Genomic DNA, 19,342 nt, shown 5'->3' with positions numbered 1-19,342 from the left:
CGGTGCCTGGGACTCGGCCTTGGGGGCCTGGGCCTGCGCGGGAGCGGCTGCCACGGGCTTCGCCGGCGCGACGGGAGCCGTGGTGGTGGTCGTGGCAGCGGCGGTCGTGGCGGTGGGTGCGGCGCTCACCGCGGCCCCCGCGGCTGCGGCGGATGTCGCGGCCGACTCGGGGGTTTTGTCCGCCGCACCGGTGTTGCCCGGCTTGTAGTCGGCGAAGAAGTCCCACCAGGCGCGGTCGACCGAATTCGGGTCCTGGAGGTACTGCTGGTAGATCTCGTCGACGAGCCATTCATTGGGCCCGAAGGCGGCGGCAGGATTCTTTTCCTGCCCCGTTCGGTCGGTCGAGACGCTTGAGTTACTGGGGGACTGAGACGACACGGCGGCAACCGCCCTCTTCCGCTTCACAAGGTGATGGACAGCGGGAATCAAGGCTACGCCTACCGGACCGAGAGGAGCAGACCGGGCGGGGGCAACGTCATGCAAGTCACACCGGAAGGCGGGTTTCGGCGCAGGAATTGGCGGGAAACAAGCCAGGTTTCCTTGAAGCTGTCCTCGGAACTACGGACGCACCACGTCGTTGACGCCGCCTTTTCGGTCCCCGAACGGGGTCCGCGTCGGCAGCACCCGACCGAATGCCCGTGAAACGGACGCTTCCGGTGCCTCCGGTTCGAACCCTACGTCAACCCCGCGCCCGGGGGATTCCCGGAAGTGTCACCTGGATGAGGCATCCGCGTACGGATTCGGCCACCCCGATGCGTCCGCCGTGCAGATCCACCGCCCAGCTCGCGATGGCCAGCCCCAGTCCCGTACCGCCGTCACTGCCCGGCCCGTGCGGCGACGGCGCGCTGCCCCGGTTGAAGCGCTCGAAGACCCGGTGCCGCTCCGGCTCCGGGATGCCGGGCCCCTCGTCCTGGATCTCCAGATCCAGCGACTCAGGACCGTGCCCGCGCCGCGCCCGCACCGTCACCCGGCCGTGCGGCGGGCTGTGCTTGACCGCGTTGTCGATGAGATTCGCCACCACCTGGTGCAGCCGCTCCGCGTCCGCGTGCGCCGTCAGCTCCGGCGGCGACACGTCCAGATGCAGATGGACGTCCGTACGGGTGTGATTGCCCGAACCCGAGCTGAGAGCGCGCTGCGAGGCCGCGAGATTGGCCTCCTTCAACACCCCGGACAGATACGGCCACACCTCGAAGCGCCGCGCCTTGAGCGGCAGTACACCGTTGTCGAGCCGGGAGAGGTCCAGCAGCGTCTCGACGAGCCTGCCCAGGCGCTCGGTCTGCTTCAGCGCCGTACGCATCGTCTCCGGGTCGGCGGCGGACACACCGTCCACCACGTTCTCCAGCACGGCGCGCAGCGCGGCGATCGGTGTGCGCAGCTCGTGCGAGACGTTGGCGACCAGCTCCTTGCGGTGCCGGTCCACGGCCTCCAGGTCGTCCGCCATGCGGTTGATCGTGGACGCCAGGTCGCCCAGCTCGTCACGGCGGTCCGCACCGCTCACGCGCCGCGTGTAGTCACCGTGCGAGATGCCCTTCGCGACGGTGTTCATCTCGTCCAGCGGGGCCGTCAGACCGTGCGCCACGAACTGCGTTATCAACAGCGTCGCGATCATGGAGAAGACCGTGATGAAACGCAGCTCGGTCTCGGTGCGCGTCGCCACCATCAGCAGACCCGTGGTGATGAGCACGGAGACCACGACGAGCGTGCCGAGTTTCGTCTTGATGGAGAACGGCCGCAGACCCCCGGCGTCGGGTCCGCCCAGCGCCCCGTGTCCCGCCCTGATCCGGGCGGGGCCCTTCCGCGCGGGACCGTGCCCGGACGGGTCGTGGCGCGGCGAGCCGCCTCTGGACCCGGCCCTGGCCGGCCGGGGCGCGCCCGTCCGGGACGGGCGGGGAGCACGCGCGGGGCGCGGCGTACGGCCGCTGCGGCCCGTACGCCCCGGACCCTCGTCCTGCTCGCCTCTGCCGCCCGGCGACCGGCTCATGGCGCCGGTGTCTCCAGGGCGTACCCCACACCGTGCACCGTACGGATCCGCTCGGCGCCGATCTTCCGGCGCAGGGCCTTGATGTGGCTGTCGACCGTACGGGTGCCCGAGGCGTCCGCCCAGTCCCACACCTCCGCCAGCAACTGCTCCCGCGAGAGCACCGCGCGCGGTGTGTTCGCCAGGCAGACCAGCAGGTCGAACTCGGTGGGTGTCAGATGTACGTCCTCGCCGCGCACGCGCACCCGGCGCTGCGCGTGGTCGAGCTCCAGCTCGCCGAGGCGCAGGATGCCGCTGCGCGGCGTCACGGCGGCCAGCGCCGCGCGCTCCACGCGACGCAGCAGCACATGCACCCGCGCGGCCAGCTCCCGCATCGAGAACGGCTTGGTCATGTAGTCGTCGGCCCCGACCCCGAGCCCCACGAGCATGTCGGTCTCGTCGTCGCGCGCCGTCAGCATCAGCACCGGCACCGGACGCTGCGCCTGGACGCGGCGGCAGACCTCCAGACCGTCGAAGCCCGGCAGCATCACGTCGAGGACCATCAGGTCGGGCTGCCACGCCTCGGCGGCGTCCACGGCGGCCGGGCCGTCGACCGCCGTCTGGACGACGAAGCCCTCGGCACGCAGCCGGGCCGCGATGGCGTCCACGATCGTCGCGTCGTCCTCGACCACGAGCACCCGGCGCTGCGCGCCGGGAGTGGCCGCGACCCCGTTCTGGCTGGTGTGTGTCTGCTCCATCGCCCCGCCCCTGGTACGTTCCGCGATCCGTGTTCCTTGATCCACATTCCACATGCGAATGAGGATCCCGTGTGTGGGGAGCAGCGTAGAGGCACCGGAGGGCTCCCGGCTACGCAGGGCGAACGGCGAGATGGACCACGTCAGGCACTCCCCGGGCAACTTGGATCTCTTCCGTCCTAACCCCGGTGAAACCGGCATTCCGCAGCGCCTCCTCGAAAGAGGAGGAGGGCTGCGCGGACCAGACGGCGAGGACTCCGCCGGGGTTGAGCCGCCCCAGGCAGGCGGCCAGTCCGCCGGGCGTGTACAGGCTCGCGTTCTCGTCGGTGACGGTCCAGTCGGGCCCGTTGTCGATGTCCAGGCAGAGGGCGTCGTAACGGTCGAAGGGCTCGTCGGAGCCCTCCGTGACCTCGGCCTCCGTACGGAGGTAATCGACCAGATCGGTGTGGAGGATCACAGTGCGCGGGTCGCCGAGCGCGGCGCCGGAGATCCGCGCGAGCGGCCCCTCGTGGTGCCACTCGATGACGGCCTGCTCGCGCTCGACCACCACGATCCGGCCCCAGCGGGAGTCCGCGGCGGCGTGCGCGAGCGAGAAACCGACGCCGAGCCCGCCGATGAGGACCGACGGCAGGCCGTCGCGGCGGTCGGGGGAGAGGGCGGCCTGCGCGGCGTCGACCAGCAGGCGCTCGGAGCGGCCGTCGGAAGTGTCCATCAGGAACATGCCGTTGGCGATGATCTCGTGGATGTCACCGCCGCCGTCGCGGGTGCTCGGCCGCCTCCGTAGGACGACCTCGCCGTAAGGGCCGTCCCGCCGGTCGAGCGTGACGGGGCGGTCGTCGGTCACTTCGGACGTGGGGTGGTCGGGCACGGGGGCGTCTCCTCGGTTCTGCGGCTGACCGGGTGCGGCGCCATCCTCGCGGGGTGCGCGGGGTGCCGACAAACCGGTTCGTGGGGCGTGTGCCCGGGGGCGGGGCGGACAGTCGTGCGGGACTCGACGGCTGTCCGGGGCCTGTTCGGCGTCCGGGGTCCCGCGGCTCCGCCGGACACGCGCTAGGGCCTGTCTTCAAAGTCCCGCCTGGCCCGCGACGCCTGGACGGCACCTCTCCCCCGTAGGCCCCGAGGGGGCCACGGGGGTGCCCCCTGCGTTGTCGGAGTCATGCGAGTACGCCCAGTACGAGCATGATCCTCCGCCTTGCGATGCACCGCACCAGACGCCGCGGGCCCCGCCCTGCGGGCGGACGGCGCTACTTTGAAGACAGGCCCTAGCCGCGCTCGGGCCGGGTGCCCCGCCACGCGTGGAGCGCCGCGCCGCAGGCGAACACCGCCAGTGCGGTCACCCACGCCCGTACCTCTCCCTCCGGCCGCATCTGCCAGGCCAGGGCACCGGCGCCGCCCGCCGACAGATACGTGACGGCCGCGTAGACCATCATCGGCAGCCAGCTCAGCCGGGCGCCGAGCACCACCGCGGACGCCGCCGCGACGCCGGTCGAGCCGACGACGTTGCGGGCCATCGCCGAGGCGCCGTACGCGTCGAAGTGGCCCGGCACGGCGAGCGCGAGCAGCGCGGCGGTGAGCGTCGTCGCGATCAGCAGATGGGCGAGACGGCGCGGCCACCAGGGCCGTACGGCGCCCCGTTCCAACTCCTCGCTGTGGGTGAACAGCCCCGTGCCGACCACCCCGGCGGCTGCGACCGGTTCACGCCGCCCATCTGTCTGTGCGTCCGAAGCGCACCAGCACGTGCCAGAGCTGCTTGACGTACTGAAGCACCTCGTCGCGTGTGCCCCACCGCGCCCAGGCGCCCGGCTCGCGCACGACGGAGGCCGCCGCGCGGCCCAGGACCTCCGCGTCGAGGATGCCGTCGCGCCCGTACGAGCGACAGACCCGGGCCGCGAACGGCACCATCACCGCGCCCCGGAACTCCGCGTCCACCTCGTCCGGCGCCAGGACGAATCCGGCATGCCACTCCAGCGCGATCCCGCATCGCCGCGCGGTCACGGCAAGCAGTCGGCCGGTGTCCGTCCCACGGAACGAAGGGTCGACCACCAGCGCCTCCGCGTCGCGCGCCAGGTCGATGTCGCCGTGGACCTGCGCCTCCACGTACTCGTCGAGCTTCCGCCCCGGCTCGTGCCCTATGACCGTGTACGGGAGCCGTCCCACCGCCTCGACGGCATTCGGGCTCTCGGCCAGCAGCCCCGCCAGCACGGGGCTGAACGCGTCGATCGTGCCGATGTCCGCCGGCCCGAGGTGGCTGTCGCCGTGGCAGTACGTCGCCCGCGCGCCGACCTCGGGCCGCAGCCGCACATGACAGGACCCGAAGCGCGGAGACGCCCCGTCGGGGTGCCCGTACAGATCGAGCGCTCCGTACTTGGGCCGTTCCCCGCGCGTGGCACCCCGGTGGTACGCGCCCCCGAACAGCCGCTCCTCCCAGCCGTCGCGCGCCCCGCCCGGGTGGGCGGTGCGGCTGCCGTTGGACAGGCCGGTCTCGTACTGGCTGCGGTAACGCCCGTCCCGCGCGAGGGACTCGGCGACGGTCGGCCCGCCCGCGACGAACCGGTCGGGGTGGAAGTTGAGAGTCACGCGCGCGTGGTCGCGGATGGGCGCGACGAGAGCCTCGACGTCCACCGGGCCGCCCAGGGCCGCCTCGATCCGGGTGAGCGCGGCGCCGTGACCGGCCGCCGCCCGCGTGCGTACGTGATGCAGCGCCGCGCGCTGGGCGGCCGACAGCAGGGTCGGTGGGACCGGTGGCGCCGCCGTCATCAGTCCGTCCCGCGCACGACGCCCGTGAGCGGGCCCTGGAGCTGCCAGCCCAGCGACGTGTACAGCGCCAGACCGTCCCTGGTGGCCGAGAGGACGCCGGTGGTGGCGCCCGCGTCGGCGGCGGCCGTTTCGAGCGTGCGCATCACCAGCCGGCCGAGGCCGCGCCTGCGGTGGTTCTCCCAGGTCTCGACCTGATCGACCACCGCCGTCCCGCCCTCGCCCGTGGCAACCACCTGGCCGCGCGCGGCGGGGGAGCCGTCGGGGGCCGTCACCCGCACCCGGAGGACGCCGTCGCGGGTCTCCGTCGCCACGGTGTAGCCGGCGGGCGGGACCGGCGGGGAGGGGGAGCGGCGCAGCGCGTGGAACATCATGTGGCCGGGGTCGTCCGGCACCGTCCAGCCCGGTGTGATCCACTCCGCGACCAACTCCGGCGGCGCGAGCACCTTCAGCCAGGCGCCGGGCTCGGTGATGGTCTCGCAGAGCTTCCGTACGGAGGGGGCGTCGGGCTCGGGAAGGACGTGGCGGAACACATGGCCGGGCAGTCCGACGTCGATGCGGTAGCCCCACGGCTCCACGACCGGCGCCGGTGCCGAGCGGGAGACGGCCCATCCCGCGACCCACGCAGACGTAATGGTTGAACTATCCATCGGGCTATTACAGCGCACGCTCCCGTCCGCGCGCGAGTACTTTCCCGCGGGCGGGAATCGGAGCGGCGGCGGAGCCGTATTCTGGCCGTATGGCTAAGGCTGAGACTGACCGTATGGGGGTCGTCACCGCGCTTGTGCGCTCCTCGTTCCTGGTGAACGCCGTCTACGCACAGGTGAGCCGCCAGTTCGGACTGCCGCCGCAGCAGGGGCAGTTGCTCTGCGTGCTGATGCCGCAGCCGTACGGGATGAGCGAGTTGGGCGCGATGCTCGGGCTCGCGAAGTCGAGCCTCACCGGGCTGGTCGACCGGACCGCGCAGCGCGGTCTGGTGCGGCGCGAGGCGGAGCCGCAGGACGCGCGTGCGGTGCGGGTCGCGCTCACCGAGGAGGGGCGCGTGCTCGTGGACGAGTTCTACGAGGCGACCTGCCGTGCCATCGAGATGCTGCCCTCGGGCCTCGACGCACCCGACCGCGACCGCCTCGCGGAACTGCTCGCCCGGGTGGTGCGCGACAACGAGGTGCCCGCGGTTTTCGTCGAGGCCCCGGCCTCCGGCGGCTGAGGGCGTCCCGGCAGGTCAGACAGGTCAGGCGGCGTCGGCCACGCGCAGCCCGTCACGCGGTGTCGAACAGCTCCACGAACCGGCCCGTGAACAGGTCCGCCCCCTTGTACTGGGACACCGCCTCCGCCGCCAGCACGGAGGGCCCCTCGGGCGTCGGCACCTGACCGACACCGCCGCTCGGGCCCAGCGGCAGCAGGATCGACGGGACCGGGGACGGCCGGTACACGGAGGCCGGTTCCTCGCCCCGTACCTGCGCGAGGATGTTCGCCGCCACGACCTCGGCGTGCCGCATCGCGTACCCCGCCATCTTCGACTCGGCGAGGTCCGTGAGATCGCCGAGCGCGTAGATGTGCGGGTGGACACGGCCGCGCGCGCTGAGGTTGAGCGTGTCGGTCACACGGAGGTGGCCCTGGGGCGTGCGGGCTCCGGCCAGTTCCCCGCCGAGGTAGTCACCGCTGACGGTCACCCCGTGGCACCGGAACCAGATGTTGGCGGACAGCTCCCCGGCCCCCACCGTCGCGACGGTGAACGCCCCCGCCCGCCCCGGCCCGCTCGACGGCTCCTCCGCGAGCGCCGTGCCCAGCCGCAGCTCCACACCCAGCGCGTCGAGCTGCCGGCGCAGGTCGTCCCGCATCTCCGGCGCGAAGGTGGGCATCAGCTGCTCGGCCGGGTCCACGACCACCACGCGCTTCGTCGGCCATACGGCCTTGATCTCGCCCGCCAGCTCCAGCCCGACGGGCCCGGCGCCGACGATCAGTACGCGCTCCGCGCCCGCCAGTTCCTTGTGCGCCGCCCGTATCCGCTCCAGCGCCTCGGCGGTGACGTCCGTGTCCATCTTGGCCGGAAAGGGATAGCCGGAGCCGGAGGCCAGGACGACGTAGTCGGCGTCCACGCGCGCGCCGGACGCCAGGGTGACCCCGCCCGTGTCCACCGACGCCGCCCGCTCGCGGACGACCTTGCCGCGCTTCAGGAGCTTGTCGTACGGAAAGAAGATGTTGCCCGCCCAGTCCGGCTGAACCAGCGCGCGCAACGATCCGGCGGCGTGTACGAACGCGTCCTTGGGCTCAACGAGGACGACATCGGTCCCCTCGTCCAACGCCTTGGCGACGGCGGACCCGCCGTATCCCCCACCGACGACCACGACGGTCGGCCGCGCGCCGCTCGTCCCGCTCCCGTTTCCGCTGTTTGTCCCGCTCATCTCATCAGCTCCCCACGCACATGACATATTAGTTCGTGCCACGAACCATATTAGTTCGTAGTGCGAACTTCAAGCGGGCGTCGAGGCGCCGTCGGCTCAGGGGTCGGCGTGGACCTCGATCGCTCAGAGCGAACACCCTCCCCAGGTATCCGGGGAACAACGGCAGGCTCACAAGCATTGAGTCCACATAGCTCAAGTTTTGACTGCCGAAGGGGAGACCATGGCTGCCATGTCCACACCGCTCACCCTGCCCGTGCTGCCGCTCGACGACGAGGTCGTGCTGCCCGGGATGGTGGTGCCGCTGGACCTGTCCGACACCGAAGTACGTGCCGCCGTCGAGGCCGCCCAGGCGGCCGCCGGCGACGACTCCGACGGGGGAAAGCCGAAGGTGCTGCTCGTGCCGCGCCTCGACGGGGCTTACGCGGGGACCGGCGTCCTCGGGACCGTCGAGCAGGTCGGCAGGCTCTCCGACGGCGACCCCGGCGCCCTGATCCGCGGCAGGGGCCGCGTCAGGATCGGCGCCGGTACGACCGGGCCCGGGCGGGCCCTCTGGGTCGAGGGGCTGCACGTCGACGAGACCGTGCCCGACCCGCTGCCCGGTTCCGTCACCGAACTGATCAAGGAATACAAGGCTCTCGCCACCGACTGGCTGAAGAAGCGCGGCGCCTGGCAGGTCGTGGACCGGGTCCAGCAGATCGACGACGTCTCGCAGCTCGCCGACAACGCCGGCTACTCGCCGTTCCTCAGCACGGCCCAGAAGGTCGAGCTGCTGGAGACCGCCGACCCGGTGGCCCGGCTGAAGATGGCGACCGACCAGCTCCGCGAGCACTTCGCCGAGCAGGACGTCGCCGAGTCCATCGCGAAGGACGTCCAGGAGGGCGTCGACAAGCAGCAGCGGGAGTTCCTGCTGCGGCGCCAGCTCGACGCCGTACGCAAGGAACTGTCCGAGCTGAACGGCGACCCCGGGGACGAGTCCGACGACTACCGGTCCCGCGTGGAGGCCGCAGATCTGCCCGAGCACGTCCGGGAGGCGGCGCTCAAGGAGGTCGACAAGCTGGAGCGGTCGTCCGACCAGAGCCCCGAGGGCTCCTGGATCCGCACCTGGCTGGACACCGTCCTCGAACTGCCGTGGAACGAGCGGTCGGAGGACGCGTACGACATCCGGGGCGCCCAGCGCGTCCTCGACGCCGAGCACGCCGGCCTGGACGACGTGAAGGAACGGATCACGGAGTACCTGGCCGTCCGCAAGCGCCGTGACGACCGCGGTCTCGGTGTGGTCGGAGGCCGCCGCGGCGGCGCCGTCCTCGCCCTCGTCGGCCCGCCCGGCGTCGGCAAGACCTCCTTGGGAGAATCCGTCGCGCACGCCATGGGGCGGTCCTTCGTCCGCGTCGCGCTCGGCGGTGTCCGGGACGAGGCGGAGATCCGGGGCCACCGGCGTACGTACGTAGGCGCGCTTCCGGGCCGTATCGTCCGGGCGATCAAGGAGGCCGGTTCGATGAACCCGGTCGTCCTGCTCGACGAGATCGACAAGGTCGGCTCCGACTACCGGGGCGACCCGGCCGCCGCCCTCCTCGAAGTCCTCGACCCGGCACAGAACCACACCTTCCGCGACCACTACCTGGAGGTCGAACTCGACCTCTCCGACGTGGTCTTCCTCGCCACCGCGAACGTCCTGGAGTCCATCCCGGAGGCCCTGCTCGACCGTATGGAGCTGGTCCGCCTCGACGGCTACACCGAGGACGAGAAGGTCGTCATCGCACGCGACCACCTGCTGCCCCGGCAGCTGGAGCGGGCCGGTCTGGAGACCGGTGAGGTCACGCTGGAGGACGAGGCGCTGCGCAAGCTGGCGGGCGAGTACACCCGCGAAGCGGGCGTACGTAACCTGGAGCGCTCCATCGCCCGACTGCTCCGCAAGGTCGCCGCACAGCACGAGCTGGGCGAGCGCGAACTGCCCCTCTCCGTAGGAGACGGCGATCTGCGCGGCCTCATCGGCCGGCCGCACCATGTGCCCGAGTCCGCCCAGGACCCGGCCGAGCGCCGCACGGCGGTGCCGGGCGTGGCCACCGGTCTGGCCGTCACCGGAGCGGGCGGAGACGTCCTCTTTGTGGAGGCGTCGCTGGCCGACCCGGAGACGGGCGGTTCGGGTCTCACCCTGACCGGACAGCTCGGCGATGTCATGAAGGAGTCCGCGCAGATCGCGCTCTCCTTCCTGCGCTCGCACGGCGCCGAACTGGAACTGCCGGTCGCCGACCTGAAGGACCGGGGCGTGCACATCCACTTCCCGGCGGGCGCGGTGCCCAAGGACGGCCCGAGCGCGGGCATCACGATGACGACGGCGCTCGCCTCGCTGCTGAGCGGACGCCAGGTCCGTACGGATGTCGCCATGACCGGCGAGGTCTCGCTGACCGGGCGTGTCCTGCCCATCGGCGGTCTGAAGCAGAAGCTGCTGGCCGCGCACCGCGCGGGCATCACGACGGTCGTGATCCCGAAGCGGAACGAGGCGGACCTGGACGACGTCCCCGCCGAGATCCTGGAGAAGCTGGAGGTCCACCCGGTGACGGATGTGCGCCAAGTCCTGGAGATCGCGCTGTCGTCGGCCACGGCCACGGCCACGGCCACGGCCACGGCCACGGCGTCGACGCCGGGGCCGGCCGACATCCCGGTCGCCGCGTAACGGCACACCGGCCACGCGAGAGGTGGACCCCCGGCCCCCGGCGCCGGGGGTCCACCTCGTACGCGTGCCGGTACCCCGTCAGCCGTTCGCGAGCGCCACGACCCGGTCGAGCGCGCCGTTGAACCTGTTGTGGTCGCCCACGATGGGCCCCGTCGAGGTGTACTGCCACATCGTGTAGACGCCCCAGCCCGCCGGGAGTTCGCCCACCGTGGTGTTGTAACGGGCCACCCAGAGCGGGTTCGTGGCGCCGAAGCCGCTGTAGTTGCCCGTGCACTGGGTCCACCAGCTGGTGGCCGTGTAGATCACGGCGTCACGGCCGGTGCGCGCCTTGTACGTGTTCAGGAATTCGCGGATCCAGGCGACCATCTGCGCCTGTGTCTTGCCGTAGCAGGCGGCGCCGTACGGATTCCACTCGATGTCCAGCACGCCCGGCAGGGTCTTGCCGTCGCGTGACCAGCCGCCGCCACCGTCCACGAAGTAATTGGCCTGGTTGGCGCCGCTGGAGTCGTTGGGAGTGGCGAAGTGGTAGGCGCCACGGATCATGCCGATGTTGTACGAGCCGTTGTACTGCTGCGCGAAATAAGGGTTCTTGTAGTAGTTGCCCTCCGTGGCCTTCACGTACGACCACTTCACGCCGCTGCTCCAGAGGGAGGCCCAGTTGACGTTCCCCTGGTGGCTGGAGACGTCGACGCCCTCGGTCTGCACGGCCCGGTCCCCGGTGGCCGGGGTGCCTCCCTGGCCGTCGTGCTCGATGACGCCCATGCCCATGTGGGCCGAGCCGCGTGGGGGGATGTCCGACGTACGGGGGGCGCTGTCGGCGCCGGCGGCGCCCGGCAGAGTGAGGACGAGAGCGAGAGCCGCGAGGAGGACGCCGGCCAGGGTGAGGCGGGAGCGACCTGTCGTATCGGATCTGTGCACGGACATGTTCGTGCCTCCGAGAACCTTCGAGGGGGGAGCTCATGACGTGTCGACAGGTCGTGGTGTGGACATGCCAACACTCGCGCTGCGGACGACGCTACGTGGGTGGAACGGAGCGGCGGAAGGCCCTCAGGCCGCTGCCGTTGGTATAAACCTGCGAAATAATGACCGAGCTGCGGCAATGGGCCCCGGCGACGGAAAACTTTCAGGAGCGGGAAAGCGCGCGATGGGTGTTATGGGTGCTGACGTGCACGGAGACAGTACGGCGAATGAACCCGAACCGGCCGGGAAAAGTGATGTGGACCACGAATTCCTGGCGCTGGAGCGTGAGTTGGCCGTCTTCCTGCGGCGCGCCAGAGCCAATTCCGGTGAAATGGCCCGCGAGGTCCACCCCGAACTGGAGCCGGCCGCCTACGGACTTCTCGTACGGCTGGAGGAGACCGGTCATCAGCGGGCCACCGATCTCGCCGTCTATTTCGGGGTCGGCAAGGCGACGATGAGCCGTCAACTGCACGCGCTGGAAGCGCTCGGGCTGGTCACGCGCGAGCCCGATCCGGCCGACGGGCGCGCCTCGCTGGTCCGCCTCACCGGCGAGGGGGTCGCGCGCTTCCGCCGGGTGCGGGACGCGCGGCGCGAGCGGTACGTGCGCAAGCTGGCGGACTGGGACCGGGCGGAGGTCGCCGAACTGGCGCGACTGCTGCACCACTTGAACGCGCGCGCGGAGAGCTGAGAGAGCCTGACGGGGCGGGGCGGGGCGGGGCGGGGCGGAAGTCGAGCGGCGGAAGTCGGGCGGCGGAAGTCGGGGGCAGGGCGGGCCCGTGCCCGGAGCCGAAAGGCGGGCGGCCCTACGGCTCCACGTACACGACCGTCGCGTCGTCGTACGGCTTCCACCGCCGGAAGGCCACCCCGTCCGGGTCCGCCGACTCCGCCGCCCGTACCCGGTCGATCAGCTCCTGCGGTCCGCTCTTCCTGACGAGCGCCAGGCAGTCCGCCCAGTCGCCCTCCCGGAACATCTCGACCCAGCGCGCCGCGCCGTCGGTGAGACCCACGACGGTGCGTACCTCCGAGGCGGGCGTCCGCCCTGTCACGGCCTTCGCCGCCACGCCCGGGTCGACGGCCGCGGTGAAGAAGCCGCCCTCCGCGTTGCGCAGCGCGTCCGTCGCGGCGGCCTGGCGGCGCACCGCCCGCGGGATCCGGTCCAGCCGGTCGTCCACGACGGCCCGCACCTCGCCGTCCGGCGACTCCAGGAGGAGCGTCGAGTCCGAGAGGACGAGATGTTCGACCGTGTCCGCGTCCCAGCGCGCCATGACGACCGTCGCCTGCGGCGTACGGGGGTGAGAAAGGTCACACGTGGAACGGTGGGCGTCGGCCGTGCGTCCGATCGACTCCGCGAGGATGTCGGCGAGGGTCATCTCCCGCCGTGAGGCGGACAGTTCGGTCAGCGCCCCGCCCAGTCGCGCGGCGAACCACGGGACGCTGTGCACACAGCCGTCGCTGCCCTGCGGAGGCGTCACACCGTCCAGCACGACGAGCGTGCCGCCGCTGCCCGCCGAGGGCGCGGCCACGGCGGTCCAGTCCTCGTTCGGGCGGGGGTGGCTGCCGGGGGCGGTGGCGATGTCGATGCGCATGAACCCCAGTCTGCCCGAGAGCCCCGCCCCGGCTCCGTCCGGCGCTTTCCGCGCGTCCGCGTACGACGGGCACGCCGTGTGCACGCCTCCTGCACGCGCCGTGCGCGCCTCGGGCTCCCCTCGGAGTCCCCTCAAGCTCCCGTCCGTACGCTTCCGCGTACGCCGGGGCATCTCCCCGCACCGCGATGTACCCGGCGTACTCTCTCCTTCGCGTGGGCGCCGGTGCCGGGCCTCCGGATGGCCGGAATGACCTGCTCCGCGACGATGCGGCCCGGCATCCTGCCAAAGCTCACGCGTAAGTTCCAACCGCCCCACCGTGCGCATCCGTGCCGCGCGCCCGCGCGAGTTGTTCGCCAACTCCTCCTTGATGTTCACTCGTTCAGGTGGCGGAGCGGCCGATACGCGCCCCCTCCGAAAAACGCTGGAATGGTCGGAAGCCGTGCCAGGGGTGGAGGGGTTATCCGGGTGTGACCGGACGTCATCTCCGCTTCATGGGCGGACGAGTCGAGAATGCGAGCACCGGTGCAGAAGAAGCGGCCTCGGGGCAAGAGCGGCACGCGCGGCGGGTCCCAGGGCTCGACAGAGCCCCGTAAGGCGGTGCCGGCCGGTGCGGCCGGTGCGGTCGACGTGACCGCGGCTCCCGCCGGGAAGCCCGTACGCGTACGCAGCCGGCTGGTCGTCGCGGTCGCCGTCGTCGGCGTCACCGTCGTGGCGGCGGGTATGCCCGCGGTCATGGGCGCCTCGTCCGAACTGACCGACGCCCAGCGCCTGGTCACCCTCGCCGAGCTGAACCGGCAGACGGCCGTCCTCGCCCACTCCCTCGCCGACGAGCGGGACGAAGTCGTCGTCCATATCGCCGGGGGCCGCGAGGAGCCCGAGAGCGACGGTGGCGACAAGGCCGACGGCGGTGACAAGGCCGGCGGTGACAAGGCCGACGGTGATGAGGAGGCCGGAAGCGCGCCGGGCGGCGCCCCCGCCACCCGGGTCGACCGGCAGATCGACGAGATCGACGCCGCCGCCTCTCCCGGCCTGCGCAGGGACCTCTCCACCGTCCCGTCCATCCGCCGCACCGCCCTCACCGGCAAGGGCACGGCCCTTGAGGCGTACCAGGCGTACACGGACGTCATCGCCAAACTGCACGCCGTCAGCGACGAGGTGGCCGAGAAGACGCCCCCCGAGGCCGCCGACGGCACCCGCGCCCCCGCCGCGCTCGGCCGCGCCGTCGAGCAGGCGTCGGCCACCCGCGGCCTGCTGCTGGGCGCGCTCGCCGTTCCCGAGCCCAAGAGCGCCGCACCGCAGTACGACCCCTTCACCGGCCTCCCGGTCCAGCCGAAGGAGGACGGTGACGCCGCCGAGAACGACCGCACACGCGACGCGCTCAGCGCCGCCGCCCAGCAGTCCCGCGTCCACGAACTCGCCTCCCTCGCCGACTTCGACCAGTCCGCGGGCGCCGTGGCGCGCGACTCCCTCGCCACCACCGTCACCGGGCCCGAGGTCACCGCGGCGGAGAAGTACCTGTCCAGCCTCGCCGACAGCCCCGAACTCTCCGACAAGGACCGCGACGCCAATCAGGAGAAGGTCGAGTCGTCGCTGTCCAGCCGTATCGAGCAGATGCGCGGCGTCGAGTCCGGCATCGGCTCCGGCCAGCTCAAGCGGCTGGAGCGGCTGCGCGACGACGAAGTCACCTCGCTGGAGGTGAGCATCGCGCTCCTCGGCGGTCTGCTGATCGTCGCCGTCGGGGCGTCCACCGCCGTCGCGCGTACGCTCACCCGGCCGCTCGCCGTCCTCCGTATCGGCGCGGCCCGCCTCGCCGCAGAGCCCGCGACCGAGGAACCCGTCCGCTTCACCGGCCGCAACGACGAGTTCGGCCAGGTCGTACGGTCGCTCAACAGCCTGCACGCCAAGCTCGTCGAGGTGTCCACGCGCGCCGAGAAGCTCAACAGCGACCGCACCGGACTGATCGGCGCCCGGCAGGCGCTGGCCGACCAGCGCACCGAACTCCAGCAGCGGACCGCCGACATCACCGCGCAGCTCGAAGCGCTGCGGCACACCGTCCACCACACGTTCGTGAATCTGTCGCAGCGCACGCTCGGCCTCGTGGAACGTCAACTCGGCGTCATCGAGAGCCTGGAGGAGCGCGAGCAGGACCCGGACCGGCTCGGTGTCCTCTTCAAGATCGACCATCTGGCCACGGTCATGCGCCGGCACAGCGAGAACCTGCTGATGCTCGCCGGGCACGAGCCCGGCGGGGGCTACCCGGGCCCCGTACCGCTCGTCGACGTCCTGCGCGCGGCCGTCAGCGAGATCGAGAAGTACGAGCGGGTCACCATCCTGTCACTGCCGCCGCGCGCCCAGCTGGCCGGCTTCGCGGCGGACGACATCAGCCATCTCGTCGCCGAACTCCTGGAGAACGCCACGTCGTTCTCGCCGCCCGACGCCCAGGTCGAGCTCTCCGGCTGGCTGCTGGAGAGCGGTGACGTGATGCTCTCCGTGCAGGACAAGGGCATCGGCATGGCGGCGGAGCGGATCGCCGAACTCAACGAGCGGCTCACCACCGGTACCGACGGCGACGCCGGCAGTGGCGCCGACAGTGGCGCCGACGGTGACGGTCTCGGCCTGCGCGTCGTGGCGCTGCTCGCCTCGCGCCACGGCGTCGAGGTCACGCTGCGCGAGCACCAGCAGGGCGGGCTCGCGGCGGTCGTCGTACTGCCGGGGGCCCTGCTTCCGACGGTCCCGCCGATCGCGGCCCCGCACCAGGTGACGACCACGGGCGCGGCGCCGACGCTGCTGCTGCCGGGGTCGGCGGCGGAGGCCAACTCCAACATGCTGCCGGGGCGTTCGGACCGGGACCCGCTGGTGACGGACGGCGGCGCGGCGGAGGACGAGGCGCCCGCCGACGACCCGTACGCCATCGGTCCCGACGCGCACGAGCGCGTCGCTGACGTCGCCGACCTCGCGGACGACGTCGAAGAGGCGGGCGGTACGGGCGAGTCGGAATCGCTCGCCGAGCCCGTCGCCGAGGCGCCCGCTGAAGCCGTCACCGAAGCCGTCACCGACAAGGGTCTGCCGAAGCGCACTCCCAAAGTCCTCAAGCCCGCCGCCACGACGGCCGACCGGCCGGGTAGCGTCGACGCCGACGCGTTGCGCCGCAGGCTCGGTGGATTCCACCGAGGGGCCAAGGACGGCAGGCGCGACGCCGACGCCGAGCTTTTGGAGCAGACCGAAGTGCGGAAGCAGAGCAGTTCAGCGCAGAGCAGTTCAGTACCGCGGCAGCAGGACGCGGCGGAGAGGACCGACACTCGTACGGATGAGACGGGGGAAACTGTCGAGGAGGCACGGAGTTGACGGCGACCGGCACATTCGGACTGAGCAGTGAAGCCCGCAATCTCCACTGGCTGTTGACGAATCTCGTGGAGGAGGTGCGAGGAGCGCGCTCCGTCGCGGTCGTCTCGTCGGACGGACTGCTGCTGCTCTCCTCGGACCCGGCACAGCACGACGCCGCGGACAGCGCGGGCGGGAGCGAGAGCCCGCGCGGCTCCAGCGCCGACCTCGCGACCATCATCTCCGGCATCAGCAGTCTCACGCTCGGTGCGGCCGAACTGATGGACGGCGGCGGCGTGAAGCACACGATGGTCGCGATGGCCGAGGGCAGCGTCTTCGTCATGTCGATCAGCGACGGTTCGCTGCTCGGCCTGCACGCCGGCGCCGACTGCGACATGCACGTCGTGGCGTACCACATGGCGATGTTCGTGGGCCGCGCCGGACACGTACTCACCCCCGAACTCCGCAGTGAGCTCCGCAAGTCGATGGAGAGCGCCCGATGACATCGGTGTCCGCGTCCGGATCGGCCCGAGGGCGTTCCGCCCGCGGCCTTCCCGGGCGCGGCCCCGAACGCCGCGTCGCGCGCGTACGCCCGTACTCGCTGACCGGCGGCAGGACGCGCTTCGGCCATGTGCTGCTGGTCGAGACGTTCGTCGCCGCACTGGAGGCCGCGGAGGAGCGCAAGGAGCTGGCGAACGACGGCGGTGGCGGTGAGGGCGTTGGTGGCGGTGGCGGTGGCGGCGCCCCGCCGCCGCGCGGTATGCCGGAGATGCGCGCCATCGTCGAGCTGTGCAGACGGATGCGGACCGTCGCCGAGATCTCGGCGCTGCTCAAGATGCCGCTGGGAGTCGTCCGGGTGCTGCTCAGCGACCTCGCCGACCAGGGCAAGATCCGCGTGTACGGGACCGGCCACGACAGCGGCCACCCGGACCGGGCGCTGCTGGAAAGGGTGCTGGGTGGACTCCGCCGGCTCTGACGTGTCCGCCGGATCTGAGGTGCCCACCCGCTCTGACGTGTCCGCCGGCCCGGATGCCGCCGAAGAGGGTCTGCGTGACTGGCAGTTGGACCGCACCAGAGCGCCCGTGGCAACCAAGATCGTGGTCGCGGGCGGCTTCGGCGTCGGCAAGACGACCTTCGTCGGATCGGTCTCCGAGGTCAGGCCGCTACGTACCGAGGCCGTGATGACGCGGGCCGGCGAGGCAACCGACGACCTCACGGCCACCCCCGAGAAGACCTCCACCACCGTCGCGATGGACTTCGGCCGCCTCACGCTCGACGACGACCTCGTGCTGTACGTCTTCGGCACCCCCGGCCAGCAGCGCTTCTGGTTCATGTGGGACGACCTGGTGCGCGGCGCGATCGGCGCCGTCGTCCTGGCAGACACCCGCCGGCTCTCCGACTGCTTCCCGGCTCTCGACTACTTCGAGAGCTACGGCCTGCCGTACGTCGTCGCCGTCAACCACTTCGAGGGCACCGAGTCGTTCGAGGCGGAGGACGTACGGGAGGCGCTGTCCGTGCCCGCGCGCGTACCCGTGATGATCATGGACGCGCGCAAACGGATCACCGTCGTCGAATCGCTGCTCGCACTGGTGGGCCACGCCCTCGAAGCGGTATCCGAATAGCCTGACAGCCGGTAAGCAGGCAGCAACAAACGGAGACCCCCCGCCATGCGGAAGATACTCGTCGTCGGTGCCGGACAGTCCGGCCTCCAGCTCGCCCTCGGACTCCAGTCGTACGGGTACGAGGTCACCCTGCTGTCCAACCGGACACCCGACGAGATCCGGTCGGGCCGCGTCATGTCCACCCAGTGCATGTTCCACACCGCGCTCCAGCACGAACGCGATCTCCAGCTGGGCTTCTGGGAGTCCCAGGCCCCGCGTGTCGAGGGCCTCGGTGTCTCCGTCGCCGCGCCCGACTCCTCCCGCGCGATCGACTGGGTGGGCAAGCTGGACGGGTTCGCCCAGTCCGTCGACCAACGGGTCAAGATGGCCGGCTGGATGGAGACGTTCGCCCAGCGCGGCGGCCAACTGGTCATCCACGGCGCGGCGGTGTCCGATCTCGACTACTTCTCCCGCGTGTACGACCTCGTCCTCGTCTCGGCCGGCAAGGGCGAGCTGGTCGCGATGTTCGGCAGGGACGCCGCGCGCTCCCCGTACGACACACCGCAGCGGGCGCTCTCCGTCGCGTACGTCCACGGGCTGGGCCCGCGCCCCGAGCACCCCGGGTTCGACGCCGTCCGCTGCAACCTCGTGCCCGGCGTCGGCGAGTTCTTCGTGATGCCGACACTGACCGGCACCGGCCGCGCGGACATCCTGTTCTGGGAGGGCATACCCGGCGGCCCGGTCGACGCCTTCCAGGGCATCAGGGATCCGGCCGACCATCTCTCGCTGACGCTGGAGCTGATGGAGCGTTACACGCCCTGGGAGTACGCCCGCGCCATGAAGATCGAGCTGACCGACGCGAACGCCACGCTGGCCGGCCGCTACACGCCCGTCGTGCGGCACCCGGTCGGACGGCTGCCGGGCGGCGGACTCGTCCTCGGCGTCGCCGATGTCGTCGTGGCGAACGACCCGCTCACCGGGCAGGGCTCCAACTCGGCGTCCAAGTGCGCCGCTTCGTACCTGGAGTCGATCGTGTCGCACGGCGACCGGGAGTTCGACGAGGCGTGGATGCGGGCGACGTTCGACCGGCACTGGGAGAGCGCGCGGCACACCACCAGGTGGACGAACGCGATGCTCGCCCCGCCGCCCGAGCACGTGCTGAACATGTTCGCCGCGGCGGGCCGACTCCAGCCGGTCGCCGACCGGTTCGCGAACGGCTTCAACGATCCGGCGGACTTCGAGAACTTCTTCTACGACGCCGAGAAGACCGAGGCGTATCTGGCGGCCGTCGGCGGCGAGGGCGCGACCGGCTGACGCGCTCCTACGCGC

At 71.7% G+C, this 19,342-nt stretch carries 18 protein-coding genes; 8 read left to right on the top strand and 10 right to left on the bottom strand.

Translation table 11 applies throughout. The features are described 5' to 3' along the window. The 7 genes from ACFT9I_RS33935 to ACFT9I_RS33905 form a co-directional block, all read right to left on the bottom strand. A partial coding sequence (locus ACFT9I_RS33935; protein ID WP_382570899.1) for a hypothetical protein occupies nucleotides 1-378 on the bottom strand: 378 nt, incomplete at its 3' end. A 301-nt stretch (nucleotides 379-679) separates the two neighbouring features. Beyond that, nucleotides 680-1,735, bottom strand: a complete 1,056-nt coding sequence (locus ACFT9I_RS33930; protein WP_382570911.1) for an ATP-binding protein — start codon at nucleotides 1,733-1,735, stop codon at nucleotides 680-682. 242 nt (nucleotides 1,736-1,977) lie between these two features. Further along, nucleotides 1,978-2,715: a response regulator transcription factor gene (locus ACFT9I_RS33925; RefSeq protein WP_382570896.1), complete on the bottom strand. Its 738-nt coding sequence runs from the start codon at nucleotides 2,713-2,715 to the stop codon at nucleotides 1,978-1,980. 109 nt (nucleotides 2,716-2,824) lie between these two features. Continuing rightward, nucleotides 2,825-3,580, bottom strand: coding sequence for a spermidine synthase (locus ACFT9I_RS33920; protein WP_382570893.1), 756 nt, complete (start codon nucleotides 3,578-3,580; stop codon nucleotides 2,825-2,827). A 394-nt stretch (nucleotides 3,581-3,974) separates the two neighbouring features. Further along, on the bottom strand, nucleotides 3,975-4,388 hold the full coding sequence (locus ACFT9I_RS33915; RefSeq protein WP_382570890.1) for a hypothetical protein: 414 nt from the start codon (nucleotides 4,386-4,388) through the stop codon (nucleotides 3,975-3,977). A gap of 19 nt (nucleotides 4,389-4,407) precedes the next feature. Then, nucleotides 4,408-5,469, bottom strand: coding sequence for a DUF3626 domain-containing protein (locus ACFT9I_RS33910; protein ID WP_382570887.1), 1,062 nt, complete (start codon nucleotides 5,467-5,469; stop codon nucleotides 4,408-4,410). Beyond that, on the bottom strand, nucleotides 5,469-6,116 hold the full coding sequence (locus ACFT9I_RS33905; protein ID WP_382570885.1) for a GNAT family N-acetyltransferase: 648 nt from the start codon (nucleotides 6,114-6,116) through the stop codon (nucleotides 5,469-5,471). Before ACFT9I_RS33905 ends, ACFT9I_RS33910 begins: the two co-directional genes overlap by 1 nt. Nucleotides 6,117-6,229: 113 nt before the next feature. Between ACFT9I_RS33905 and ACFT9I_RS33900 the strand changes: the two genes are divergently transcribed. Next, a complete protein-coding gene (locus ACFT9I_RS33900) occupies nucleotides 6,230-6,673 on the top strand; it encodes a MarR family winged helix-turn-helix transcriptional regulator (protein WP_382570909.1) in 444 nt (147 codons plus the stop codon). Nucleotides 6,674-6,725: 52 nt separating this feature from the next. On the opposite strand, the gene ACFT9I_RS33895 is transcribed toward ACFT9I_RS33900, so the two are convergent. Beyond that, nucleotides 6,726-7,871, bottom strand: a complete 1,146-nt coding sequence (locus ACFT9I_RS33895; protein ID WP_382570882.1) for an NAD(P)/FAD-dependent oxidoreductase — start codon at nucleotides 7,869-7,871, stop codon at nucleotides 6,726-6,728. Nucleotides 7,872-8,091: 220 nt separating this feature from the next. Between ACFT9I_RS33895 and lon the strand changes: the two genes are divergently transcribed. Beyond that, a complete protein-coding gene (gene lon / locus ACFT9I_RS33890; RefSeq protein WP_382570880.1) occupies nucleotides 8,092-10,545 on the top strand; it encodes an endopeptidase La in 2,454 nt (817 codons plus the stop codon). A gap of 78 nt (nucleotides 10,546-10,623) precedes the next feature. Here the strand turns inward: lon and ACFT9I_RS33885 are convergent, their stop codons facing one another. Further along, nucleotides 10,624-11,469, bottom strand: a complete 846-nt coding sequence (locus ACFT9I_RS33885) for a lysozyme (protein ID WP_382570878.1) — start codon at nucleotides 11,467-11,469, stop codon at nucleotides 10,624-10,626. A 229-nt stretch (nucleotides 11,470-11,698) separates the two neighbouring features. Between ACFT9I_RS33885 and ACFT9I_RS33880 the strand changes: the two genes are divergently transcribed. After that, nucleotides 11,699-12,193, top strand: coding sequence for a MarR family winged helix-turn-helix transcriptional regulator (locus tag ACFT9I_RS33880; protein ID WP_382570874.1), 495 nt, complete (start codon nucleotides 11,699-11,701; stop codon nucleotides 12,191-12,193). Between the two features lie 115 nt (nucleotides 12,194-12,308). Here the strand turns inward: ACFT9I_RS33880 and ACFT9I_RS33875 are convergent, their stop codons facing one another. Beyond that, entirely contained in the window at nucleotides 12,309-13,091 is a 783-nt protein-coding gene (locus ACFT9I_RS33875) for a hypothetical protein (RefSeq protein ID WP_382570871.1), read from the bottom strand. Between the two features lie 522 nt (nucleotides 13,092-13,613). Between ACFT9I_RS33875 and ACFT9I_RS33870 the strand changes: the two genes are divergently transcribed. From ACFT9I_RS33870 to ACFT9I_RS33850, 5 genes are read left to right on the top strand one after another with little or no spacing between them, the layout of a single operon-like run. Continuing rightward, nucleotides 13,614-16,436, top strand: a complete 2,823-nt coding sequence (locus ACFT9I_RS33870) for a nitrate- and nitrite sensing domain-containing protein (RefSeq protein WP_382570906.1) — start codon at nucleotides 13,614-13,616, stop codon at nucleotides 16,434-16,436. Beyond that, entirely contained in the window at nucleotides 16,433-16,915 is a 483-nt protein-coding gene (locus ACFT9I_RS33865; RefSeq protein WP_382570868.1) for a roadblock/LC7 domain-containing protein, read from the top strand. The genes ACFT9I_RS33870 and ACFT9I_RS33865 overlap by 4 nt, the downstream gene beginning before the upstream one ends. Further along, complete coding sequence (locus ACFT9I_RS33860; RefSeq protein WP_382570867.1) at nucleotides 16,912-17,388, top strand: DUF742 domain-containing protein; 477 nt, start codon at nucleotides 16,912-16,914, stop codon at nucleotides 17,386-17,388. Before ACFT9I_RS33865 ends, ACFT9I_RS33860 begins: the two co-directional genes overlap by 4 nt. After that, nucleotides 17,369-18,034, top strand: coding sequence for an ATP/GTP-binding protein (locus ACFT9I_RS33855; RefSeq protein WP_382570866.1), 666 nt, complete (start codon nucleotides 17,369-17,371; stop codon nucleotides 18,032-18,034). The genes ACFT9I_RS33860 and ACFT9I_RS33855 overlap by 20 nt, the downstream gene beginning before the upstream one ends. 45 nt (nucleotides 18,035-18,079) lie before the next feature. Continuing rightward, on the top strand, nucleotides 18,080-19,327 hold the full coding sequence (locus ACFT9I_RS33850) for a styrene monooxygenase/indole monooxygenase family protein (protein ID WP_382570865.1): 1,248 nt from the start codon (nucleotides 18,080-18,082) through the stop codon (nucleotides 19,325-19,327). Nucleotides 19,328-19,342 lie beyond the last annotated feature (15 nt).

Source organism: Streptomyces sp. NPDC057137, from assembly GCF_042670825.1.
Classification (GTDB): Bacteria; Actinomycetota; Actinomycetes; order Streptomycetales; family Streptomycetaceae; genus Streptomyces.
Note: the sequence above shows the minus strand (reverse complement) of the source record. Positions and strands in the feature narration are given on the sequence as shown.